Raw genomic sequence first — 19693 nt, 5'->3', positions numbered from 1 at the left:
GCGGGTTGCCGTCCCGACGAGGGGCCGTCGTCAACACTCCCACCGACTGCCGGATGTGAATGGCCAGTTCGGCGATTCGCTCGCCTGTCCCTCCGGCCCAATCCCTGTGCCACTGTGGCCCACCGTGTGCGTTATGGTTCTGGCTGGCACTCTCCGGCCCACGACTGTCCTCAGGACCGAGGATCAGCGACGTCCCTTGTCAGGGACCGTCCTGCGGCCCGCAGATGCTTTCAGCGTCTTTACCCGATCACGTCAGAGAGAATCGGATGCGCATCAAGTACGCGAGTCTCGTGCTCGCAGGCACTGCCATGATGGCCACCTTGGCTGTTTCGCCCGCCGGTGCCACCACCACCGACCTTCCCAGCCCGTCGGTCACGGGTGTGCTCGCCGTGCAGAAGCAGGCGATGGCATACGGCGCGCCCGGCGCGCTCACCCGCATCAACTCCGGTGCCTCCACCTACCGGATCGCCGCGGGGAAGGCTGACACCGCGGCCGGCACCGCAATGGACGCGGACCGCCGGTTCCGCGTCGGCAGTGTCAGCAAGAGCTTCACCACCGTCGTGCTGTTGCAGCTCGTCGCCGAGGGACGCGTCGACCTGGACGCGCCGGCGAACGACTACCTCCCCCAGCCGCTGCCGGACGATCGCATCACCGTTCGGCACCTGCTGAGCCACCGCAGTGGTTTGTGGGACTACACGAACGACATGTTCTATCACACTGTTCCGGGCTTCGAGGCGGTCCGGAACAAGGTGTTCACCTTCCAGGAACTCATCGACCTCTCGACCGCACACCAGCCCACCATCGTGCCGGGGGCCGCCTACAGCTACTCGAACACCAACTTCGTGGTCCTGGGCCGGCTGATCGAGCATGTCACGGGTGTGCCGATGGCCACGCACTACGATCAGCGGATCTTCCAGCCGCTCGGCCTGAGGAACACCTCCTACGTTCATCCGCGGACGACCATCGCCGGCTCCTACGCGCGGGGCTACGTCCGCGACGACGACACCACGCTGCCGCTGGTGGACTCCACCGAGCAGACCGTTTCCTGGGCTCAGTCCGCCGGAGCGGTCATCTCGAACTCGGCGGACCTGAACCGGTTCTTCGCCGCGATCGTCTCCGGCAAGCTCGTCCCTAAGCCGCAGTTGCAGCAGATGATGAGCATGGTGCCGGTGAACGCGGACGGCACCCAGTCCTACGGACTCGGCCTGCGGGGCAGGGTGCTCTCGTGCGGCGTGACGGTCTACGGTCACACCGGCACCGTGCAGGGCTACTACACGTACGCCTTCACCACGGCCGACGGCAAGCGCAGCATGACGTCGATGGCGAACACGTCCAACAACGGCACCGTCAACAGCGTCCTCGCCGGAACTCTGGAAGCCGCCTTCTGCGGCGTCGACCCCGTCAAGAGCGGCAAGGTCGCCCGCTCCGACGGTGAGGCCTTCACCGAGGACATAGCCCCCGATGTCGTCCGCCACTGAGGCTGCCACACACCCGTGAGGTGACCTTCTCGTCACCGAACGGGTCGCGGCGCCGGCGCCCAGGGGCCGGCGCCGTGGCCGTCGGGCGCCCATGCATGGCCGATACCGCGGACACTCGCCCGAGCGCCCCGGCGGCTCTTCAGGCCGTTGTCATGGGCGACCGCTCACGGATCTGGTACCTGTTCGGTCAAACTTCTCAGCAACGTGCGCGTGACCGCAGAGGCCGACTTCGCCCCGACGGAGGCGGTCAGGGCGGGCACACGACTCCCGGCCCTTCCCGCGATCGTCCGGGCCGGGCAACTCCAGGGCCGTCGACGGTCCACCCACAGCGCCGACACCTCCGGCACGACCGTCGACGACAGCCAGGGCGCGTTCATCTTCGACATCACCTTTCAACCCGGACAGAGCCGGCCCCGCGTCCTCACCGGCGACGCCCACGACAACACCCCGGCCACCTTCCCGCCATCGCGGTACTCGACCTGGCCCGCGCGGCTTCCCCGACCACACAGCCCGCCTCGCCGAGCGCCTCATCGAAGCGGCACCGGCCGTCGACTTCCGGCTGCCCGAGCTCTTCGCCGGCACCCGCCCACCACGTCCCGACGTCCCGCACCGTACCCGGCCTCCTGCCGCCCCCAGGCATGGTCGGCCGCCGCGTCCGTGCTCATTCTGCAGGCGTCCTCGGCCTGCAAGCCGACGTCCCTGGCCGGACGCTGACCGTCAGCAGCACGCCTCCCAGCCGCTTCCGGTCCCTGGACATCACCGGGCTCTCTCTCGCCGGGCAGCCGCTTGATGTCTCCGTGGACGACCAAGGCCGCGTGCACGCCACCACGACGGCGGATGTGCGAATGACTGCGGGCAGCGCTCGTCGAAGGGCGTCGCCTTCTCCCGATGCCTCATCGCGGAATCTCCGTGTGATCCGGTGATGTCGGGTCGCGCCCGGCTCGTACGCGGAGCGCTGGATGACGTGGGCGACGGGGCAGGCGCGCCGCGCCGGTGTGCCCCTGCATGAAGAAGTCGCCGGCCGGGCAACGTGAGAACGTCCGGCGTCACCGACCCGGTGACGCCGGACGTTCCGGAGTGGCTGGACGAGGCGCTCAGGCGTGGGTGAGCGTCTGCGGGGGGCCAGGGGAGTGCCGGGTCTCGTCCCGGCGGATCACCGGGCTGCGGGATCGTCCACCCGTGACCGGTCGGTGTGGGCGTCACGCGGGCGGTGGGTGGGCGCCCGGTGGTCTCCGGGAAGCAGACTCCCTACGACGGGTGCCAGGAGGGCGCCGAGCATGGGGGCCAGGAGATAGACCCACAGGAAGCCGGACTGTCCGGCGGCCAGCGCCGGGCCGAACTGACGGGCGGGGTTGAGGCTGCCGCCGGTGCTCGTGCCCAGCAGGGCGATGGCCAGGCCGACGAGGAGGCCCACCACGTGGGGGATGAAGCGCGTCAGCCGATGCGTCGGCAGGAACAGCCCCACGATGAGCACGAGCACGCCCATGGACGCCGTCTCTGCGAGGAACAGCACCGTGGCAGACCAGCCGGGAGCGGGCTGCAGGGCGGCATGGGCCACCGGAGGGGCGCCGGCGACGCTGCCCCAGACGCCCCGTGCCGCGAGCACGCCGAGCAGCGAACCGGCGAGTTGGGCCGCGATGTAGGGCACCACGGCCGCCCCCGGAAAGACCCCGAAGCGCCACATGGCCAGGGAGATCGCCGGGTTCATGTGGCCGCCGGACTGCTTGCCCGGAGGGCTGAGGATGAGCCCGGTGACCAGCAGACCGACGGACGCACCGACGACGATCAGCTTCAGATGGACGCCGGGGATCGCGTCGGAGACCGCGGACGGTCCCATGACCCAGCGGACGATCGTCACTACGCCGAACAGCAGGACGAAGGTCAGCAGGAGCTCCTGGGCACTGTGCCGGAAGGTGGGAAAGGGCGCGGTGGGGTCGTTCAAGGAGTGCTCCTGACGTGCTGTGCGCGGGTTCTCGGGATCAGAGGAGAAAGCACGTGTCGAAGATCTCGGTGGGTTCTTCCGGGGCGAATCCGCGCTGGGCGCGCCACTGGCGGTGCTGCTCGGATTCCGCGACAGCCTGGCCGAGGAGTTCGGCCTGGCGGGCGCCGGAGATGCTGGGTTTGACGGTGGCCTGGTAGCCGCCGAAGTGGGCGACCGGGCTCCACTGCGGGCTGATCACGGGGAGCTCCTCGTCCAGGCCCTCGTATGCGCCGGCGGCGTGGACGATGCGTCCGCCGACAACGGTGAGCAGCGACTCGATGTGCGGGATGTCCTGCTCCGGCACGGTGAAGAAGTCGTCGGAGAGGACGGCCAGGTCGCCGTAGTAGCCCGGTCGCAGGACGCCCTTGACGTCGTCCTCGCCGGTCAGCTTCGCGCCGCCCTGGGTGTAGAGGGCCAGAGCGGTCTCGCGGTCGACACGGTTGGCGGGGGAGTGGATGGTCAGGTCGCCGACGGTCTTGCCGGAGACCAGCCAGTGCAGGGCGACCCAGGGGTTGTAGGAGGAGACGCGGGTGGCGTCCGTGCCGGCGCCCACGGTCAGCCCGCGCTCCAGCATGGCCCGCACGGGCGGGGCCTGCTCGGCGGCGGCGGCACCGTAGCGGCGGACGAACGCCTCGCCCTGGAAGGACAGCCGGTTCTGGATCGACAGTGCCCCGCCGAGCGCGGCGATGCGGTCCAGACTCTCCGGGGCGACGGTCTCGGCGTGGTCGAACAGCCAGCGGTTGCCCGCCGGGAACAGCCCCTCGGTGGCGAGCTTCTCGAAGACCGCGAGGTCGCGTCGGATGGTCTCGTCGTAGGTGGCGTGCAGGCGGAAGCCCCAGCCGTTCTCGGACAGCAGGCGGACGGCCTGCTCGAACTCGGCTTCGTAGTCGCCGAGCTGAGGGCGGGGTTCGGTGAAGTTCTCGAAGTCGGCCGCCGCCCAGGTGAGGTTCTCACCGGCGCCGTTGAGGCGCAGCCACTCGTCGCCGTCGCCGGGCCGGACCATCTCGATCCAGCGCCTGAGATCCGCGAGTTCCTGGCCCGCGGTCTGCGGGAAGAGGTGGTAGGCGATCCGCAGGGACAGCCTGCCCTCCTTGGCCAGTTCGGTGACGGTGCCGTAGTTGTCGGGGAAGTTCTGGAAGCCGCCTGCGGCGTCGATGGCCGAGGTCAGGCCGAACCGGTTGAGCTCGCGCAGGAAGTGCAGCGTGGAGGTCTTCTTGTCCTCGCCCTCCAGCATCGGGGCCTTGGCCAGCGTCGAGTACAGGAGCATCGCGCTGGGCGCGGCCAGCAGGAGCCCGGTGGGCTCGCCGTCGCGGCCGCGGACGATCTGCCCGCCCTTCGGGTCGGGGGTGTCCTTGGTGAATCCGGCGGCCTTCAGCGCGGCGCGGTTGAGGATCGCGGACTGGTACAGGTGCAGCACGAAGACGGGAGTGTCCGGGGCCGCCGCGTTCAGTTCCGAGACCGTGGGCAGGCGGCGTTCGGCGAACTGGTCCGCGCTCCAGCCGCCCACCACCCGAACCCACTGCCCCTTGGGGGTACGGCCCGCCTGCTCGCGCAGCATCGCCAGCGCCTGCCGCAGTGACGGCACGCCGTCCCAGCGCAGCTCGAGGACGTAGTTGAGTCCGCCGCGGATGACGTGCAGGTGGGCGTCGTTGAGGCCGGGCACGACCCGGCGGCCCAGTGCGTCGACCACCCGGGTCCGTGGCCCGACAAGCGGTGCCATGGCGGCGTCGTCGCCGACGGCGGTGATGCGGCCGTCCCGGATGGCGACCGCCCCGGCCTGCGGGCGGGCGGGGTCGGCGGTGTGGACCTTGGCGTTGCGGACCACCAGGTCGGCGGCCTCGTCGGTGGCGACGGGGACCAGCCCGCCGACGGGAATCGTAGTCATGAAAATCTTCCGAAAGTCGTCGAAGAGGTGTGGCGGTGGGGTGCCGGTGAGTGCGTTCCGGTCGTGGAGTCCTGTCCGTCGCCCGCGGTGTACGGTCCGGTCAGGCGCTGCGGGGTTCCCCAGCGGGATCGCGGAGGAGGGCGAGGGCCGTGGCCGCGACGCTCACGGCGCTGATCAGCAGGGGCCAGCCCAGTCCGTGATGCAGCACGAGCCAGGCCCCCAGCAGGGCGCCGGCGAGTATGGCGAGGACCGCGATCACGCGGCGGGCAACCCGGGGATTGGGGCCGCCCGCGAGCGAGGAGTCGGAGGCCAGTCCGGTGACGGTGAGGGTGAGCACGGTGGTGGTCATGTCGGGGACCGCCAGCTTGCGTACGGTGCCGTTGCGTATGCCCATGGCCACCGCCGTCAGGACGATCAGCGGATAGCGCGCCTGGTGCGGGACGGCGAACGCCACGGCCGCGGCCGTGAGCAGGAGCACTGCCTCGGCGGCCAGCGAGATGCCGACCCAGCGGTGGCGAGGACGCTGCCGCAAGGCCAGTTCCAGGCGGCCGGCGACGACCGCTCCACCGAGGAACGCCGCGAGGGAGACCAGGGAGGCAAGGAGCGAGAAGCCCGGTGCCCCGGCCGCTGCGAACCCGATGATGACGACGTTGCCGGTCATGTTCGCGGTGAAGACCTGGCCGAGTCCGAGATAGCTGATCGCGTCGATGAGTCCGGTGACGACGGTGAGTGCGGTGAGCGCGACGGGCAGTCGATCGCCGTGAACGAGTCCGAACCTGGGACCGTGGGTGCCGGGGGTGCTGTTCACAGCGGGTTGGCTCCTTCGAACGGTGTGTTGTGTCCGTTGGGACACGAGGCCGCCGTGGGCTGACAGCCCGTCGGTCTCGGTCGGCCGTCGGGGTCTGTGGGCCGCCAGGCCGGGGCGGAATACCTCCGGCCCCGGCCTGGCAGGTTCGGATGGATCAGCCTGCGGCGTTGGCGCCGATGAACTTCTGCGCGTAGACGAGTCCGAGGCCGTAGGCGCCGTCGTGCTCCTTGGCGATGTCGACGACGGCGTCGTACGTCTCGGTGCGGGCCCAGTCCCGCTGCAGCTCCAGCAGGACCGGGATCCAGTCGACGGTGCAGGCGCCGGCCTTGGCCATGCGCTGGAGAGCGTGTGCGTGGGCCTCGGGCGTCATACCGCCGCAGGCGTCGGCGACGACGTACACCTCGTAACCCTGGGCAAGCGCGGAGAGGGTGGGCAGGACCACGCACACCTCCGTCCACAGGCCCGACAGGACGATCTTCTTGCGGCCGGTGGCATTGACCGCATCGATGAAGGTGCCGTCCTCCCAAGGATTCATCGTGGAGCGGTCGATGACCGGCTGCTCGGGGAAGACCTCGGCGAGCTGGGGGATGAGGGGACCGGAGAAGGTCTCCGCCGCAACGGTGCTCAGAATGACCGGGATGTCGAACGCCTTGGCGGTCTTGGCCAGTCCGACGGTGGCATTCACGATCGCCGTCCGGTCGCCGCTGCCGACGCCGAAAAACATCTGCGGCTGGTGGTCGACGAACAGGAACACCGAGTTGTCCGGGGTCAGAAGGTCTGCGCTCGGGGTCGGGGTGGCAACGATCCCGGTGTTGGCGAGCTCGTGATTCAGAGCCATGGGAAGTCCTCGCTTCTCAGGTCGGCGGATGACGCACTCAGCGCGCCATCTCATTCCGACTGTGTGAGACCGGACAAGCCACGATTACGTGACACCGTGTTGTCCGTCATCCCGGACGCGGTCGCCGCGATGCCCAGCCCTCCATGGCCCGGCTTACGGAAAAGGGCGGCAGGACAGAGCCTGGACATGGTGCCCGCAGCAGGTAGCAGCCGACGAAACGGTCAGCCGCTCCGGGTAAGAGCAAGGAGGTGTGTTCGTGATGTCCGAAGAGAGCCCACCATCGTTGACCTGAGCTCGATTCAGAACTCCCTGACGATGCTTCAGGAAGTGAGTCCGCCTTTCCTTCCCGAGGGTGCTTTGGCGATGACCCTGCGCGTCGAGTGGCCGCCCGGTCACCCCGGGCTTCCGCCGCATCGGCACTCAGGGCCGGCTTTCGGGCATGCGGTCGACGGCGCCATCCGGTTCGAAGCTTCGTCCGGGTGGAACCATTGGTCCCGGAGGGAACACATCACCCGCGGCCGTTCATGATCGCGGTCGTGGTGACCCTTCGTGGCTCCGGCACGGAATGTGATTCAGGACCACCCTCGGCCGTCGGTGAGAGTCTGCGCCCCCACGGCCGGTGATCGGCGTGCGTCTCGCCCCAGCAGGGATACGGTGGTCGCAGAAAGGAGTTTCGTCCGCGGGCTCCGGAGACACCGGCCGCGGTGGGCACGTCACGGCTGGGCCGAGCCGGCTCCGCAGGAGAATCCGACCGGGCCGACTTACGGCACAGCGCCTGCCTTTGCCTTCCCGGCATGCGCCGTGCGGCGCACACCAGAGGTCGGCCTCCGCTCTCGGATTGTCCTCAAACCTCCAACAGCTCGGCGAAGATCCAACAGCTCGGCGAAGATTCAACAGCTCGGCGAAAAGGTGCGTCATGAGGTTCACAGTGCTGGGGGGAAGCGGTCTTATCGGGTCGCAGGTGGTCCAGCGGTTGACAGAGGCCGGCCACGACGTCGTGTCCGCATCCCTTTCCACCGGAGTCGACGTGATCGGCGACAAGGGCCTGAAGGAGGCCGTGGAGGGTTCCGAGGTGGTGATCAACCTGACGAACTCCCCGGTGTTCGACGAATCCTCCATCGGCTTCTTCGAAACCGCGATGACCAACATCGGAGCGGCAGCGAAGGCGGCCGGCGTGGGCCATCATGTGATCGTCTCGATCGTCGGCGTGGACCAGGTGCCCGAGCTCGCCTACTACCGGGCCAAGGCCCTCCAGGAGAACATCCTCCGGGACGGGCCGACGCCGTACACGATCGTGCGTGCTACGCAGTTCTACGAGTTCGTCGGCGCGATCATGTCCTGGACGACCGAGGGTGACACCGTTCGGCTGCCCTCCACGCCCGTGCAGCCGATGGCTTCCGCCGACGTCGCCACGGCGGTCGTGAAGGCCGCCACGGGCGATCCGGTGCAGGGCATCCGCAACATCGCCGGGCCCGAGGTGCACCCGCTCGACGAACTGGGCCGGATCACGCTGGCGGCCCGCCCCGACGGCCGCCATGTGGTCACGGACGAAGAGGCCGGCATGTTCGCCGTGACCCGCAGAAGCGTGCTGCTGGCGCCGGAGGACGCCGAACTTGCCACCACACGCTACGAGGACTGGCTTCAGCGTCAGCCCTAGAGGAAGCGAGTGGCGCCCGGGACGGGAACGCAGTGGACGTCCGCAGAGATCCGGGCTCGTTCGTTTCATCCGTTGTCAGGCACACGATGTGACACCATCGCTGACAAAGCCCTCGCTCTACTTCTCTCGCGAGCGAGATATGCTGGGTGCGCGGAGTCGGCCGGGCCGACCGGACATGTCGAACGAGCAGTTCTGTCAGGCAGCGCCGTGCACTCCGGCACCCTGCCGCGGGTGCACATCGACGAGCCGTTCCCTGTCCCGAGGACCCTGTGAACACCAGCGACGAGGCCGAACGCGGCCTGACCGACATCGAAGGATTCCTGTACTGGGAAGCGCACCGACGTACCGCTCACCGCCGCGCGGCCGACTTCGCCGGACGCGTGGCCGGGCTGAGCGATACCCAGAGGGCCGAGATCGAGGGGTGGTACGTGGAGGAGCAGCTGCGCGTCTCCCGATCGATGACGCAGCACCTGACCGACCACCTCACGGCGGTGGAGGAGCACCATGCCAAGCGCTATGCGCAGCTGCGCCGTGGCGCGTACGCCGCGACGACCCTCATCACGGTCCTGATACTCGGCCTGTGCGTCGTGGTGCTCATCGGCACCGCCGGCTGACCTCAGCACAGCAGCCCCGGGAGCCTCACGGCCCTCAGCAGCCGCAACGTCCTCGGCGGTCTCGGGCGGCTCAGGGGGCCGATTCGAGGCTGAGCAGCAGCTTGCGCAAGGCTCGGGCGACGGTGGCCCGCTCGTCGGGCTCCAGCACGGACACGAGCTCCCGTTCCAGGGCGAAAAGTGCCTCGATGCGAGTGTCCAGCTCCGCCAGCGCCTGCTCCGTCAGACTGACCCGTGTACTGCGCCGGTCTTCCGGCGAGATGGTGCGGGTGATCCAGCCCTCACGCTCCAACCGGTTGAGCCGGCCACTGAGTCCCGCCGACGACACGATCAGGGACCGCATGAGCTGGCCGGGAGTCAGCGCGTAAGAAGGTGCTGCCCGGCGAAGTGCCAGCAGCAGGTCCATGTCTCCCACGTTGGCGATGGTCCTGCCCTCCCGGCGCCGCAGCCGGTCCGCCAGGACCTCTTCCGTCAGCCGCGCCGCGCGGAGCAGGCGCCCGATGACGGCCATGGACGAGACGTCCAGCTCGGGCCACTGAAGCCTGGACTGCCGGAGCATGGCATCCACGCTGTCGCCGCCGCTGGGCTCGTCCTCGAACTTCGCACTCATGTCGCGCTCAGTGTAGAACGCGACGCCGTCCGCACCGGCGGGTCGTCCCGCCGGTGCGGACGGCGGAGTCGACAACATTCTCATGGAGAACACGCACAGGGTGATGAACACTTCTGTAAGGCTGATCACAGCGTTCCGGGGCGCCGTCCACCTTCGGCCGACGGCGCCCGGAAGCGGGTGATCACCGCCCGGGGCGCGCGTCTCAGGAACGCTTCGCGCGGTAGAGTCCCCGGCCGGTGCGGCGGATCCGGGACGTACCGACCAGACGATCGAGCGTGCTCCGGACCGCGTTGATGCTCCCGCTGTCCGTGTCACGGCCCAGGGCCGCGGCCACGTCGCGAGCCCGCACATCCGCGTTCCCGGCCGTGGCGAAGTAGTCGAGGATCTGCTCGGTGAGTGCGCCGTACTTCCTCTGCCCGTCCGCGTCGGTGGCGGCCTCGGAGTCAGCGGGCCCCTGGGCGTCCTGCGGGGTGTCGGACTGCCTCACACCCCTTCCGGCCCGCGCCCCGTGGTCCTCCGACACCGGGGCGGACTCCTCGGATCGAGGTTCCGCGGGCGGCGACGGCTGGTCCTCGTCCGCAGCCGCAGCACTGCGCGCGACCGCCGGTGCGGCGCCGGAGGCGTCGGTCATCAGGACCTCGATCGCACTCAGGGCCCGCTGTACGGAGCCGAGATGCGCCACCACCGCAGCGAGTTCCCTTTCCAGCGCCTGCTTCTGCACCTCCAGGCGCGCCAGGTCCTTCTGGAGACTTTCCGCGGTGATCTCGATGGTGTGCGCGGTGTGGGTGCCGGAGACCATGTGTTCCTCTCATCATCAACCCTCTTCGGCGCGTCCCCGCCGAGCGTCTGCGGTGTCGCGCGGCCGGACGCCGGGTGGGTAACCCCCGACCCATCATAGGCCGCTGTGCATGCCGGAATACAGATGAATCACGAACGTGACACACGGTGGCGAGGTCGGGGGCGGGAGGACGTGTCCGGCTTTGAGTGGGCAGCTCGAGGAGCCGTCGCAGTCGCATACGCAGGGACCCGTCCACGTGCACGCTGAGGCCCCTTCCCGGCAGTTTACGGGCGTCGTCACGCCCGTGGGTCACATCGTTCACACTCTGTGCGTCGGCGAAGGACACACTTCGATGCCTGTACCAACTTGTTACCGCAGACCTGTCACAGGAGGAGAACCACCGCTGTCAATGAAACAGGCACGGTCGGAGCAGCGGTGACTGTCCGAGACCGGCTCCTCGGCAGCCGGGCTGCTGACCGAGGGAGCACGTGACGGCCGCAACGTCCGCGTCCGGTGGGCCGCTGCACCAGCGGGTCGCCGTGCGCCCCCGCGTGCCGGCGCCGCTCTGGCGGCACCGATGCCCCAAGGAACGGAGACAGCAGGTCGATGCATCTCGAGACGCCCCCCACGGAAGGTTGCCTCGAGGAGGCCGTTGCTGTGTTCATGGAGGTCCGGCCACGTCTCTTCGGTATCGCGTATCGCGTCCTGGGAAGCGCGGTCGAGGCGGAGGACGTGGTGCAGGAGGCGTGGCTGTGCTGGCAGCGGACCGATCGTGCGGCAGTGGTCAGCCCCGTGGCGTTCCTGTCGAGTGTCGCCACCCGGCTGGCCATCAATGTGGCACAGTCCGCCCGTGTGCGCCGTGAAACCTACATCGGCCCGTGGCTGCCCGAGCCCATCGACACGAGCGCCGACCCGGAGGCGGGTGCCGAGCGCGCCGAGGCACTGGAGATGGCGTTGCTTGTCGTCATGGAGAAGCTGAACCCCACGGAGCGCGCCGCGTACGTGCTGCGCGAGGCGTTCGACTACGCCTACGACGAGATCGCCGACATCCTTCGACTCAGCCCTGTCAACGTGCGGAAGATCGTGAGCCGCGCGCGGAAACGTCTCGCGGCGGAGCAGCGTGGCACCGTCGACACCGAGGACCACCGGCGGCTCCTGTACGCCTTCGTCTCGGCGGCGCAGACGGGAAACGTCGCCTCGCTGGAGACACTGCTCACACTTGCCGCCCGCACCCCACCCGACGGCGACGAGCCGTGACCTCGCTGACGTCAGCGCCGTAGGACGGAGGCGTTCACCGGTTGACGCGCGCGTTCCACCTCGGCAGGACGCCGGTACGAGGGTGCTCGGCCGGTGCCCGCTGCTCGCGTCACGGTCAGGGGAATGAAGGGCCGCCCGCCTCGTTCCACGTGCACAATTTGTCCGGGTTGAGGGTGACCCAGATCTGTCGGACGTGGTGATCGGCGACATCGAGGCTGATGACCGCGGCGACCTGGTGGTCGGAGTGCATCACGAGACCCGTCCGTCCGTTGACCGACCGGAGGCGAAGATCGGTGCGCGGGGGGAACAGTGTCGACAGGCACCGGGCGACCCGGTGGTTGCCGTGCACCGGCTTCACCAGGGCCCGGACCTTGCCGCCGCCGTCGAAGAACGCCGTGGCGTCGGGCGCCAGCAAGGACGCCAGAAGCGCCGTGTCCCGCGTGAGGCACGCCTGCCGGAAGGTCTGCGCCACCTGGTCGTGCTGGTGAGGTGTCGTGGGGCGCGAGCGTCGTGCCCCGAGGCCGCGCAGGGCCCGCTCGACCGGATCGGCGGGCTCCGGCTGCCCAACGTTGTCCGCCACGGCGTCCGGCGTCACCCCGAAGACCTCGTTGACCATGAACGCCGCCCGCTCGGCCGGGGACAGCGCATGCAGGGCATCCCTGAGGACCTGACCGACCTCGCTCCGGGGCGTTTCGTGCTGCCCCGCCGGTGTCTCACCGGCCCCCTCCACTTCGGCGGGGCCCCTCCCACAGTCCGGCGTATTCAGCCGGGCCCCGCAGATGCCGCCGACGACCTTGGCGAGCCAGGAACGGGGCGACTCGATGCGTGCCCGGGCCGGACCGGACAGTTCGTACCACCGCCGGTAGGTCTCGTCGACGACACTCTCGGCCTCACTGCTGCTGCCCAGCACCCAGTGCGCGAGGTCCAGCAGATGCCGTCGCTCCTCCAGCAACTCCACGATCGGCAGTGAGTCATCGGCGCAGCTCATACGGCATCCTCCCTCCTGCGCGGCGCCCTATGACGCCGTCACCGCATCCATGGGCCCCGACCACGTGCAGAAGGCACACGGCCCCTCTGCGACTGGATGCCCGTGCCGGTGGTCCGTGCGTTCAACATGTCAGACCGGATGGACACGGTTCCTGTGACACGGCCGGCCGGCCGGCCCGCCCGGGAACCGGGGCCGGGTCATTGGCGATCGTCTGGCAGTTGTCGGTGCGACAACACTGTCGCTACCGAGGGAGCACAGTGAATAAGCGGGACCGGCTGGTGCGGCGCTGCCGGCGGTGCGAAGGCCCGGGTGGCGTATGTACGCACGACCATTCATGTACGGCCTGTCGCCCCTGAGCGCGCGACGCGGCCGTCCGTTGCACCCGCGCGCACCCAGGTCACGCCGTCGTGCCGGAGGCGTTCTGCTGGTCCCGGGCGTCGGCCGAGGGCTCTTCGCCGTCGACGGGGCTGGTGGTGCTCGCCGGTCCACCCATGCGGTGCAGCGCGTCGGACACGGCCAGGATCTGGCTGTTGATCTCTATCAGCGCGCGGTGGAGTTCGCCGACACGTATCTCGAGCGCGATGGCCTTCGCGGTCAGCGCCTCGACCGTGGCCGCCACGGCGCTGTCACTCCCGGGTGTCTGGGCCATGAGAAGTCCTCTGCGGGCGGTGCGGGAAGGATGTGTTCCGACATACGGGACGGCTCACACACAGGACGACGGGGCGTCCGGCGTGCGGCGAGGGGCCATGTCAGGCGGTGGCGGGCCGGCCCGCGTGAACAGCCGACGTGGCGAGTGTCGGATTCCATGTCCCCGATGAGCACGCCCCTCGTCCTCGGTGACGTCTTGGTCAGTGCTTCGTGCGGGCCGGCGCCCGTGGCGGTGGTCTGCCGACGGGGGTCTCCCAGGCCTGAGTGCGGGTGGTCCCCCGGTAACGCAGGGAACCACCCCTCAGGACGTGCTCACTGCTGCTGCGCGAGCCATTCGTCGTAGCTCGTCCCGCCGATGTGGGCGTCGGGGCCGGGGAGGAGGCTGGTCTCCTCGAGTTCGGAACCGAAGTACTGGGCGTGGGGGTCCGCCACCACGGCACGGGGATCGCTCTCCGGGGCGAGGCCCTTGTCGATGAACTCCTTGAAGTCGAAGACGTCGGGACCGGCGATCTCGACCACGCCGTTGAGGGGTTCGCCGACGGCCGTGCGGGCCACGGCGGTTGCCACGTCGTCGGAGTAGATGGGCTGGATCTTCGCTGCGGGGACACGCACCGTGTCGCCCTCGGTCATCGAGTCCGCGATGCCCTTCACGAACTCGAAGAACTGCGTGGCATGGACGAGGGAGTACGCGATGCCCGACCCCTTGATGAGTTCCTCCTGCGCGAGCTTGGCGCGGAAGTAGCCGTTCTTCTCGAGCCGGTCGGTGCCCACGATGGAGAGCGCGACATGGTGGGTCACGCCGGCCTCCGCCTCCGCCGCGAGAAGATTGGTGGTCGAAGTGCGGAAGAACTCCATGACGGCGTCGGGCTCGAACGAAGGGGAGTTCGACACGTCAACCACGACCGAAGCACCCTTCAGCACGTCCGACAGGCCCTCCCCCGTCAGCGTGTTGACGCCGGTGTTGGGAGCGGCGGGCACCGCCTCGTGGCCGTGTTCCCTGAGCTTCCCGACCACCTTCGAACCGATGAGCCCGGTTCCGCCGATCACGACGACCTTCATGATGCATGTCCTCTCGGAGTTCTTTCGCCGGCCTGTGCTGGGCAGCCACCGCCCGGACACGCTGTCCGCACGCGGAGGTGGATGCCTCATGCAACAAAGAAGACAGAGCACTGACCGCGTTTGTGACAGCCGCGCGCCGGGGGATCCGGTGATGCGGATCCCACGCCAGGTTCGTCGCAGGCCTGAGCGGCCGGCGGAAGCAGGCGGCGAATCCCGCGGCGAACAGGCGCTCCGGGGGGCGTCGGGTGCTGCTCATGACCAACGTCACGTCGACAGTCCTGCAGTCGCGGGAGCCCGGGGTTTCCGGGACGGCTGGGTGGCCGACGGGACCTGACTCCCGTGAGACGGAGGGCTCCGCCAGGGTGCTCAGCCGCCGGCCGGCAGTGATGCGACGTACGACGACAGCTTCGCCGGATTCATCATCCACATGATCCGCCGGATGCCCTCCGCCGACACGTCGACGGACAGCAGTGCCACGGCGTTCCCGTCGGACGAGACGAGAACGGCCGGACGGCCGTTGGCCTCGACCCACCGGATGTGCGAGCCGGGCCAGAACCGCGGCGCGAAGGCGACGAGGTACTTGGAGACGTGCGGACGTCCGACGACCGGGATGCGCGACGCCCCGCGAACCCCTCCGCCGTCGGAGTAGCTCACGACGTCCGCGGTGAGCAGGTCCTCCAGCGCCTTGAGATCACCGGTCCGTGCCGCGGCGAGGAACACCTCCAGCAGACGCCGGTGTTCCGTGGAGCTGACCTGCTCCACGCGCCCGGCGGCCAGGTGCTTGCGTGCGCGGCTCACCAGCTGCCGGGTGTTGCTCTCGCTCGTTTCCAGGATGTCCGCGATCTGGCGGTAGGGGTAGTCGAAGGCCTCTCGCAGGACGTAAGCGGCTCGCTCCACCGGGTTGAGCTTCTCGAGGAGCAGCAGAACCGCCAGCTCCAGCGCCTCCGCCCGCTCCGCCCCCAGTTGCGGGTCCGAGGAGGTGTCCACCGGCTCGGGAAGCCAGGGCCCGACGTACGACTCCCGCCGCGCGCGTGCGGACTGGGCGAGGTTGATCGCCAGACGGGCGGTGACGGTGGTCAGGAACGCCATCGGCTCGACGATGTTCGCGCGGTCCGCCTTCTGCCACCGCATCCAGGTCTCCTGGAGGATGTCCTCGGCCTCGGTCGCACTGCCGAGCACACGGTACGCGATCCCGAACAAGCGCGGCCGCATCGCGAGGAACTGCCGCGCGGCCTGGTCGAGGGAATCGGCGTCGTCGCCAGCGTGCATGGTCCTCCCTTTCGGACCCGTGATCACCATGCTACAAGCCGGCGGTGCGGGGTGCGGGTCGTGTGGTGCGGGGGTGCTGTGCACCGGGACGGAGGTACGCACCGCTCGGAGCCACGAAGTCCCCGCCCGCCTGACATCGTTATCAACCGGGACGGCCCGCCGACCTCGGTGACCCGGGAGTCTCTTCCTCGACGAGGATTGCCGGGCCGGTGCTCCCGGTACGGTCGGCGACCTCTAGTAGGTCACCGGACCGCTCGACTCCAGCAACTTTCCCTGCCCGGCTGAGAGTTGCCGAGTGCTCCCCGAGGGCGAGTGAGCAGGCCGGGCTGAGTTCGAGTCGGGGGAGGCGGGCGACGGCCGGGTGGTGCTGTTCCCGCCGTGGCCGGTGCCGCCGGTGTGGCACCGGCCGCAGGGTCGCCACGTGGACCGGCCGGTAATGTGACGGTGCGTCAGCCGTGCTGCGGGGCGCATGGATTAAGCGCTTTCGATGCGGCGCGGTCGCTTGATCGTGCCGACGTGCACTCGTGGGCGGCACACCCTTATGCTCTGCTGCGGTCGGCAGTCGTTGCGGCGTAAACCATCTCCGTGACTCCACGACCCTGTGCCGCGGATCTGTCATGCCCCTTTGAGGAGACAGCACACCATGAACCGTCCGAGACCGCCGATCAAGCAGGTGCGCACAGCCGTGGGCCTTCTGAGCCTGCTGCTCTTCGCCCAGACGGCGTTCTGGCTCGTGTACGACATGGCCGACCGCGGCCCTACCGGCGCCTGGGCGCTGTGGAGTTCCGCATCCGGCTCGGGGCTGGCGGCGACGACCTCGCTCGATCTGGGGCTGGCGGCCCTGCAGTTGGCGGCCGGCTGGGCGGCGCTGGCGCAACTGCGCGGCGCCGGCGGCCTGCTCGTGGTGTCGTGCGCCGCGACCGTCGCGTTCCGGATGCCGGTGGTCTGGTACATGTTCCTCGACTCCCCGTCCGACCCGTGGTTCGGGACGCTGCGGGGGCCGTCGGTCACCGCGGTCGGCACCACCTGCCTCCTGGCGGTCGCGGCCGCTCTCGTCCTCGCCGTCCTGCTGCTGCTGGAACGGCGTCTGGAGGCCGAGGCCCGCGCCGCGGCGGACCTGGCCGACGGCGGCATCGTCCGGCCGGCGAAGGTCACGGCCGCGGCCTCCGGCGCGCTGGTCGCCGTACTGAACGTCTTCTACATCACTCGTAACGCGGTGACCGCGGTCCAGGTCGGCCCCAGCACGCTGACCGACCTGCTCGTCGGCAGGGGCACCGGACGCTCGGTGCTCGGCGTGTCGTCGCCCTGGCAGTGGACCGTCCTGACCGTGCTGTGCGGGATGGGCATGCTGGTCGCCTTCCGGCGCCGGCCGGTCGCTACGGGCATGTCCCTCGGCCTTGCCCTGCTCATGATGCCGCCGGCCTTCAGCGAGCTGTGGGGGTACCTCGTCACGGAGACCGTGGCGCAGACGGCGACGGACGTCACTCAGAATCTGCTGGAGCTGGTCGGTTCGGCGGCAGTGGTCGCTCTCATCCTGTCGGACGGGCTCCGGGACCGCCAGGAACGGCGGCTCACCCCCATCCCTCACCCGCGCGCCGAGGACCCGACGCCCGACACGGACCCGACGCCCGACGGGGACTCGACGCCCGACGGGGACTCGACGCCCGACGGGGACTCGACGCCCGACGCGGACTCGACCCCCGAAGCGCGCAGCCCCTTGGCGTCGACCGACGCGTAGGACGTCCAGCCGCTGAGCTGCCCGTCCGGGGCAAGGGAGCCCAACTCCGCCGCGCACGAACGGTCCTGCCGCGAGAACTCGTCTCGCGGCAGGACCGTTTCCGTGTGCCGCCGGGTGAGTGCTCTCACCCGTGCGTACGTTCCGCGACGCCCCGTCCCCGAATGTGACCGTCCCCATTGCGCTGCCGGGCCGCTGCCGTGAGTCTTCCGGGAACACGCGTCCGAAGAACTGTTATCCCAGGCCCACCGATCGATCTCCCCTATGACGGACAGCATCGTTCGGCGTCGAGGACAGGAAGTTTGTGATGAGCACAGAGCGCACGACGGAGTCGGTGGCACTGGTGACCGCTGCCCGCAGCGGCGACCCGGTGGCCCAGGATGCCCTGGTCAGCGCGTACCTCCCGCTGGTCTACAACGTCGTGGGGCGGGCTCTGAACGGCTCCGTCGACGTCGACGACGTGGTGCAGGAGACGATGCTCCGTGCCCTGGACTCGCTGGGCGGTCTGCGTGCTCCCGAGAACTTCCGCGCCTGGCTCGTGGCCATCGCGATGAACCAGGTCCGTGCGCACTGGCGGGACCGGCAGTTCGCGCCGGGCGCCGTCGAGGAGGCCGAGCATCTCGCGGACCCCGGCGCCGACTTCGTGGACCTGACCATGGTGCGGCTCCAGCTGTCCGGACAACGGCAGGAGACCGCACGCGCGACGCGCTGGCTGGAGCCCGACGACCGAGGGCTGCTGTCGCTCTGGTGGCTGGAGTGCGCCGGTGAGCTGACGCGCTCCGAGGTCGCCGCCGCCCTGGAGTTGTCGCCGCAGCACACGGCGGTCCGGGTGCAGCGGATGAAGGCGCAGCTCGAGGCGGCCCGGGTGGTGGTGCGGGCGCTCGACGCGCGCCCGCGCTGCGAGGAACTCGGGGGGCTGCTGGTCCCCTGGGACGGCCGGCCCTCGGCGCTGTGGCGCAAGCGCATAGCCAGACACGCCCGCGGTTGCGTGCGCTGCTCCGGCCTGTGGAGCGGGTTGATGCCGGCGGAAGGGCTGCTGGCCGGCCTGGCGCTGGTCGCCGCGGCCCCCGCGCTGCTGGAGCGGGTGCTCGCCGCCTCCGGCGGGACGGCCGCTGTCGGGTCGGCGTCCCGAGCTGCCGCGCCCCCGCCGGGCCGGGGCGGAGGCCCGGGCCCGGGAGCCGCGCGCCGTGGCGCACACGGCCGGGCGGCCTCCCGCACCGAGGCCCGTCGACAGCGGCGCGTCCGGCGCCGGGCCGCCGGGGTCGCCGTCGTCGCGGCCTGCGTGACGGGCGGCGGCCTCTGGTACCTGGACACGGACCCCGGGACCGGGACCGAGGAGCCGACGGCCGCCAGCACCGCCGGGACCCCCGAGGTGGACCTCTCGGCTCCCAGTGCCGCCCAGACCTCCCCGTCGGCCTCCGCGTCCCCCTCGCCGTCCGCGTCGCCGTCGAAGAAGGCGAGCCCCTCCGCGAGCCCACGTCCCACCATCACCAGGAAGACCGTGCCGGCTCCCCGGCCGTCCGCCCGGCCGACCCGGAGCGCGTCCAGCGCCCCGCAGACCCAGGCGCCCCCGACGGGCGACGTCGCCCAGGTCGTCGCGCTGGTGAACCAGGAGCGGGCGGCCGCCGGCTGCGGTCCGCTGAAGGAGGACGCGCAGTTGAACCAGGCCGCGCAGGGCCACTCGCAGGACATGGCCGCCCGCGACTTCTTCGACCACACCAACCCGGACGGCGCCGACCCCGGGCAGCGCACCACCGCCGCGGGCTACAACTGGTCCACGTACGGGGAGAACATCGCCCGGGGCCAGCAGACCCCCGAGGCGGTGATGGACTCCTGGATGAACAGCCCCGGCCACCGCGCCAACATCCTCAACTGCTCGTTCGAGGACATCGGCGTGGGCGTCCACGAGGGCTCCGGCGGCCCTTGGTGGACGCAGAACTTCGGCGCCCGGCAGTGAGCGGTGCGTCGGCGTCGGGCGGTGAGCGGTGCGTCGGCGCCCGTTGTTGAGCGGTACCTCGGCGTCCGGCAGCGAGCGGCCGAACCGCCCGACGGGTCCACGTGAATCAGCGCCGGGCGTGTCGTGACGCGGGC

Annotated in this window: 15 protein-coding genes and 2 pseudogenes; 7 read left to right on the top strand and 10 right to left on the bottom strand. The window is 70.0% G+C overall.

The window, feature by feature from the left end:
* Positions 1-266 precede the first annotated feature (266 nt).
* A complete protein-coding gene (locus tag IPT68_RS04070; RefSeq protein WP_189701214.1) occupies positions 267-1478 on the top strand; it encodes a serine hydrolase domain-containing protein in 1212 nt (403 codons plus the stop codon).
* Between the two features lie 1153 nt (positions 1479-2631).
* Here IPT68_RS04070 and IPT68_RS04065 read toward each other — a convergent pair.
* The 4 genes from IPT68_RS04065 to IPT68_RS04050 form a co-directional block, all read right to left on the bottom strand.
* The gene (locus IPT68_RS04065; protein ID WP_189701213.1) at positions 2632-3420 is read right to left on the bottom strand and encodes an MIP/aquaporin family protein; all 789 of its coding nucleotides are present in this window, start codon (positions 3418-3420) and stop codon (positions 2632-2634) included.
* A 37-nt stretch (positions 3421-3457) separates the two neighbouring features.
* A complete protein-coding gene (locus IPT68_RS04060) occupies positions 3458-5344 on the bottom strand; it encodes an amidohydrolase (protein WP_189701212.1) in 1887 nt (628 codons plus the stop codon).
* Positions 5345-5444: 100 nt separating this feature from the next.
* Positions 5445-6152, bottom strand: coding sequence for a YoaK family protein (locus tag IPT68_RS04055; protein WP_189701211.1), 708 nt, complete (start codon positions 6150-6152; stop codon positions 5445-5447).
* A gap of 154 nt (positions 6153-6306) precedes the next feature.
* Positions 6307-6990: a hydrolase gene (locus IPT68_RS04050; RefSeq protein WP_189701210.1), complete on the bottom strand. Its 684-nt coding sequence runs from the start codon at positions 6988-6990 to the stop codon at positions 6307-6309.
* Between the two features lie 315 nt (positions 6991-7305).
* On the opposite strand from IPT68_RS04050, the pseudogene IPT68_RS33815 reads away from it, so the two are divergent.
* From IPT68_RS33815 to IPT68_RS04040, 3 genes and pseudogenes are all read left to right on the top strand, one after another.
* Positions 7306-7458: pseudogene (locus IPT68_RS33815) on the top strand (cupin domain-containing protein); the annotation flags it as partial.
* A 448-nt stretch (positions 7459-7906) separates the two neighbouring features.
* Positions 7907-8647: an SDR family oxidoreductase gene (locus IPT68_RS04045; RefSeq protein WP_189701209.1), complete on the top strand. Its 741-nt coding sequence runs from the start codon at positions 7907-7909 to the stop codon at positions 8645-8647.
* 269 nt (positions 8648-8916) lie between these two features.
* The gene (locus IPT68_RS04040; RefSeq protein WP_189701208.1) at positions 8917-9261 is read left to right on the top strand and encodes a hypothetical protein; all 345 of its coding nucleotides are present in this window, start codon (positions 8917-8919) and stop codon (positions 9259-9261) included.
* Between the two features lie 70 nt (positions 9262-9331).
* Here the strand turns inward: IPT68_RS04040 and IPT68_RS04035 are convergent, their stop codons facing one another.
* A complete protein-coding gene (locus IPT68_RS04035; protein ID WP_189701207.1) occupies positions 9332-9868 on the bottom strand; it encodes a MarR family winged helix-turn-helix transcriptional regulator in 537 nt (178 codons plus the stop codon).
* 202 nt (positions 9869-10070) lie between these two features.
* On the bottom strand, positions 10071-10667 hold the full coding sequence (locus IPT68_RS04030) for a hypothetical protein (RefSeq protein WP_189701206.1): 597 nt from the start codon (positions 10665-10667) through the stop codon (positions 10071-10073).
* Between the two features lie 585 nt (positions 10668-11252).
* On the opposite strand from IPT68_RS04030, the pseudogene IPT68_RS04025 reads away from it, so the two are divergent.
* Positions 11253-11894 (top strand): annotated as a pseudogene (locus IPT68_RS04025) (sigma-70 family RNA polymerase sigma factor); the annotation flags it as partial.
* Between the two features lie 124 nt (positions 11895-12018).
* On the opposite strand, the gene IPT68_RS04020 reads toward IPT68_RS04025, so the two are convergent.
* The 4 genes from IPT68_RS04020 to IPT68_RS04005 form a co-directional block, all read right to left on the bottom strand.
* Positions 12019-12891 (bottom strand): sigma-70 family RNA polymerase sigma factor family protein, encoded by an 873-nt coding sequence (locus IPT68_RS04020; RefSeq protein WP_189701204.1) that lies wholly within the window; start codon positions 12889-12891, stop codon positions 12019-12021.
* Between the two features lie 397 nt (positions 12892-13288).
* Positions 13289-13540 carry a hypothetical protein gene (locus IPT68_RS04015; RefSeq protein WP_189701203.1) on the bottom strand — a complete coding sequence of 84 codons (252 nt, stop codon included), beginning with the start codon at positions 13538-13540 and terminating at the stop codon, positions 13289-13291.
* 311 nt (positions 13541-13851) lie between these two features.
* Positions 13852-14598 (bottom strand): SDR family oxidoreductase, encoded by a 747-nt coding sequence (locus IPT68_RS04010; RefSeq protein WP_189701202.1) that lies wholly within the window; start codon positions 14596-14598, stop codon positions 13852-13854.
* Between the two features lie 366 nt (positions 14599-14964).
* Positions 14965-15867: an RNA polymerase sigma-70 factor gene (locus IPT68_RS04005; RefSeq protein ID WP_189701201.1), complete on the bottom strand. Its 903-nt coding sequence runs from the start codon at positions 15865-15867 to the stop codon at positions 14965-14967.
* A gap of 643 nt (positions 15868-16510) precedes the next feature.
* On the opposite strand from IPT68_RS04005, the gene IPT68_RS04000 reads away from it, so the two are divergent.
* Both IPT68_RS04000 and IPT68_RS03995 read left to right on the top strand, forming a co-directional pair.
* Complete coding sequence (locus IPT68_RS04000) at positions 16511-17605, top strand: hypothetical protein (protein WP_189701200.1); 1095 nt, start codon at positions 16511-16513, stop codon at positions 17603-17605.
* Positions 17606-17909: 304 nt separating this feature from the next.
* Complete coding sequence (locus IPT68_RS03995; protein ID WP_189701199.1) at positions 17910-19559, top strand: sigma-70 family RNA polymerase sigma factor; 1650 nt, start codon at positions 17910-17912, stop codon at positions 19557-19559.
* Positions 19560-19693 lie beyond the last annotated feature (134 nt).

This window comes from Streptomyces chromofuscus (assembly GCF_015160875.1).
GTDB lineage: Bacteria > Actinomycetota > Actinomycetes > Streptomycetales > Streptomycetaceae > Streptomyces > Streptomyces chromofuscus.
The sequence above is the reverse complement of the archived record's forward strand: the minus strand, read 5'-3'. Positions and strand labels throughout refer to the sequence as shown.

Coding starts and splice junctions, on each gene's coding strand:
- IPT68_RS04070 (WP_189701214.1), top strand. CDS start 267: ATGCGCATCAAGTACGCGAGTCTCGTGCTCGCAGGCACTGCCATGATG.
- IPT68_RS04060 (WP_189701212.1), bottom strand. CDS start 5,344: ATGACTACGATTCCCGTCGGCGGGCTGGTCCCCGTCGCCACCGACGAG.
- IPT68_RS04050 (WP_189701210.1), bottom strand. CDS start 6,990: ATGGCTCTGAATCACGAGCTCGCCAACACCGGGATCGTTGCCACCCCG.
- IPT68_RS04045 (WP_189701209.1), top strand. CDS start 7,907: ATGAGGTTCACAGTGCTGGGGGGAAGCGGTCTTATCGGGTCGCAGGTG.
- IPT68_RS04035 (WP_189701207.1), bottom strand. CDS start 9,868: ATGAGTGCGAAGTTCGAGGACGAGCCCAGCGGCGGCGACAGCGTGGAT.
- IPT68_RS04030 (WP_189701206.1), bottom strand. CDS start 10,667: ATGGTCTCCGGCACCCACACCGCGCACACCATCGAGATCACCGCGGAA.
- IPT68_RS04020 (WP_189701204.1), bottom strand. CDS start 12,891: ATGAGCTGCGCCGATGACTCACTGCCGATCGTGGAGTTGCTGGAGGAG.
- IPT68_RS04015 (WP_189701203.1), bottom strand. CDS start 13,540: ATGGCCCAGACACCCGGGAGTGACAGCGCCGTGGCGGCCACGGTCGAG.
- IPT68_RS04010 (WP_189701202.1), bottom strand. CDS start 14,598: ATGAAGGTCGTCGTGATCGGCGGAACCGGGCTCATCGGTTCGAAGGTG.
- IPT68_RS04005 (WP_189701201.1), bottom strand. CDS start 15,867: ATGCACGCTGGCGACGACGCCGATTCCCTCGACCAGGCCGCGCGGCAG.
- IPT68_RS04000 (WP_189701200.1), top strand. CDS start 16,511: ATGAACCGTCCGAGACCGCCGATCAAGCAGGTGCGCACAGCCGTGGGC.
- IPT68_RS03995 (WP_189701199.1), top strand. CDS start 17,910: ATGAGCACAGAGCGCACGACGGAGTCGGTGGCACTGGTGACCGCTGCC.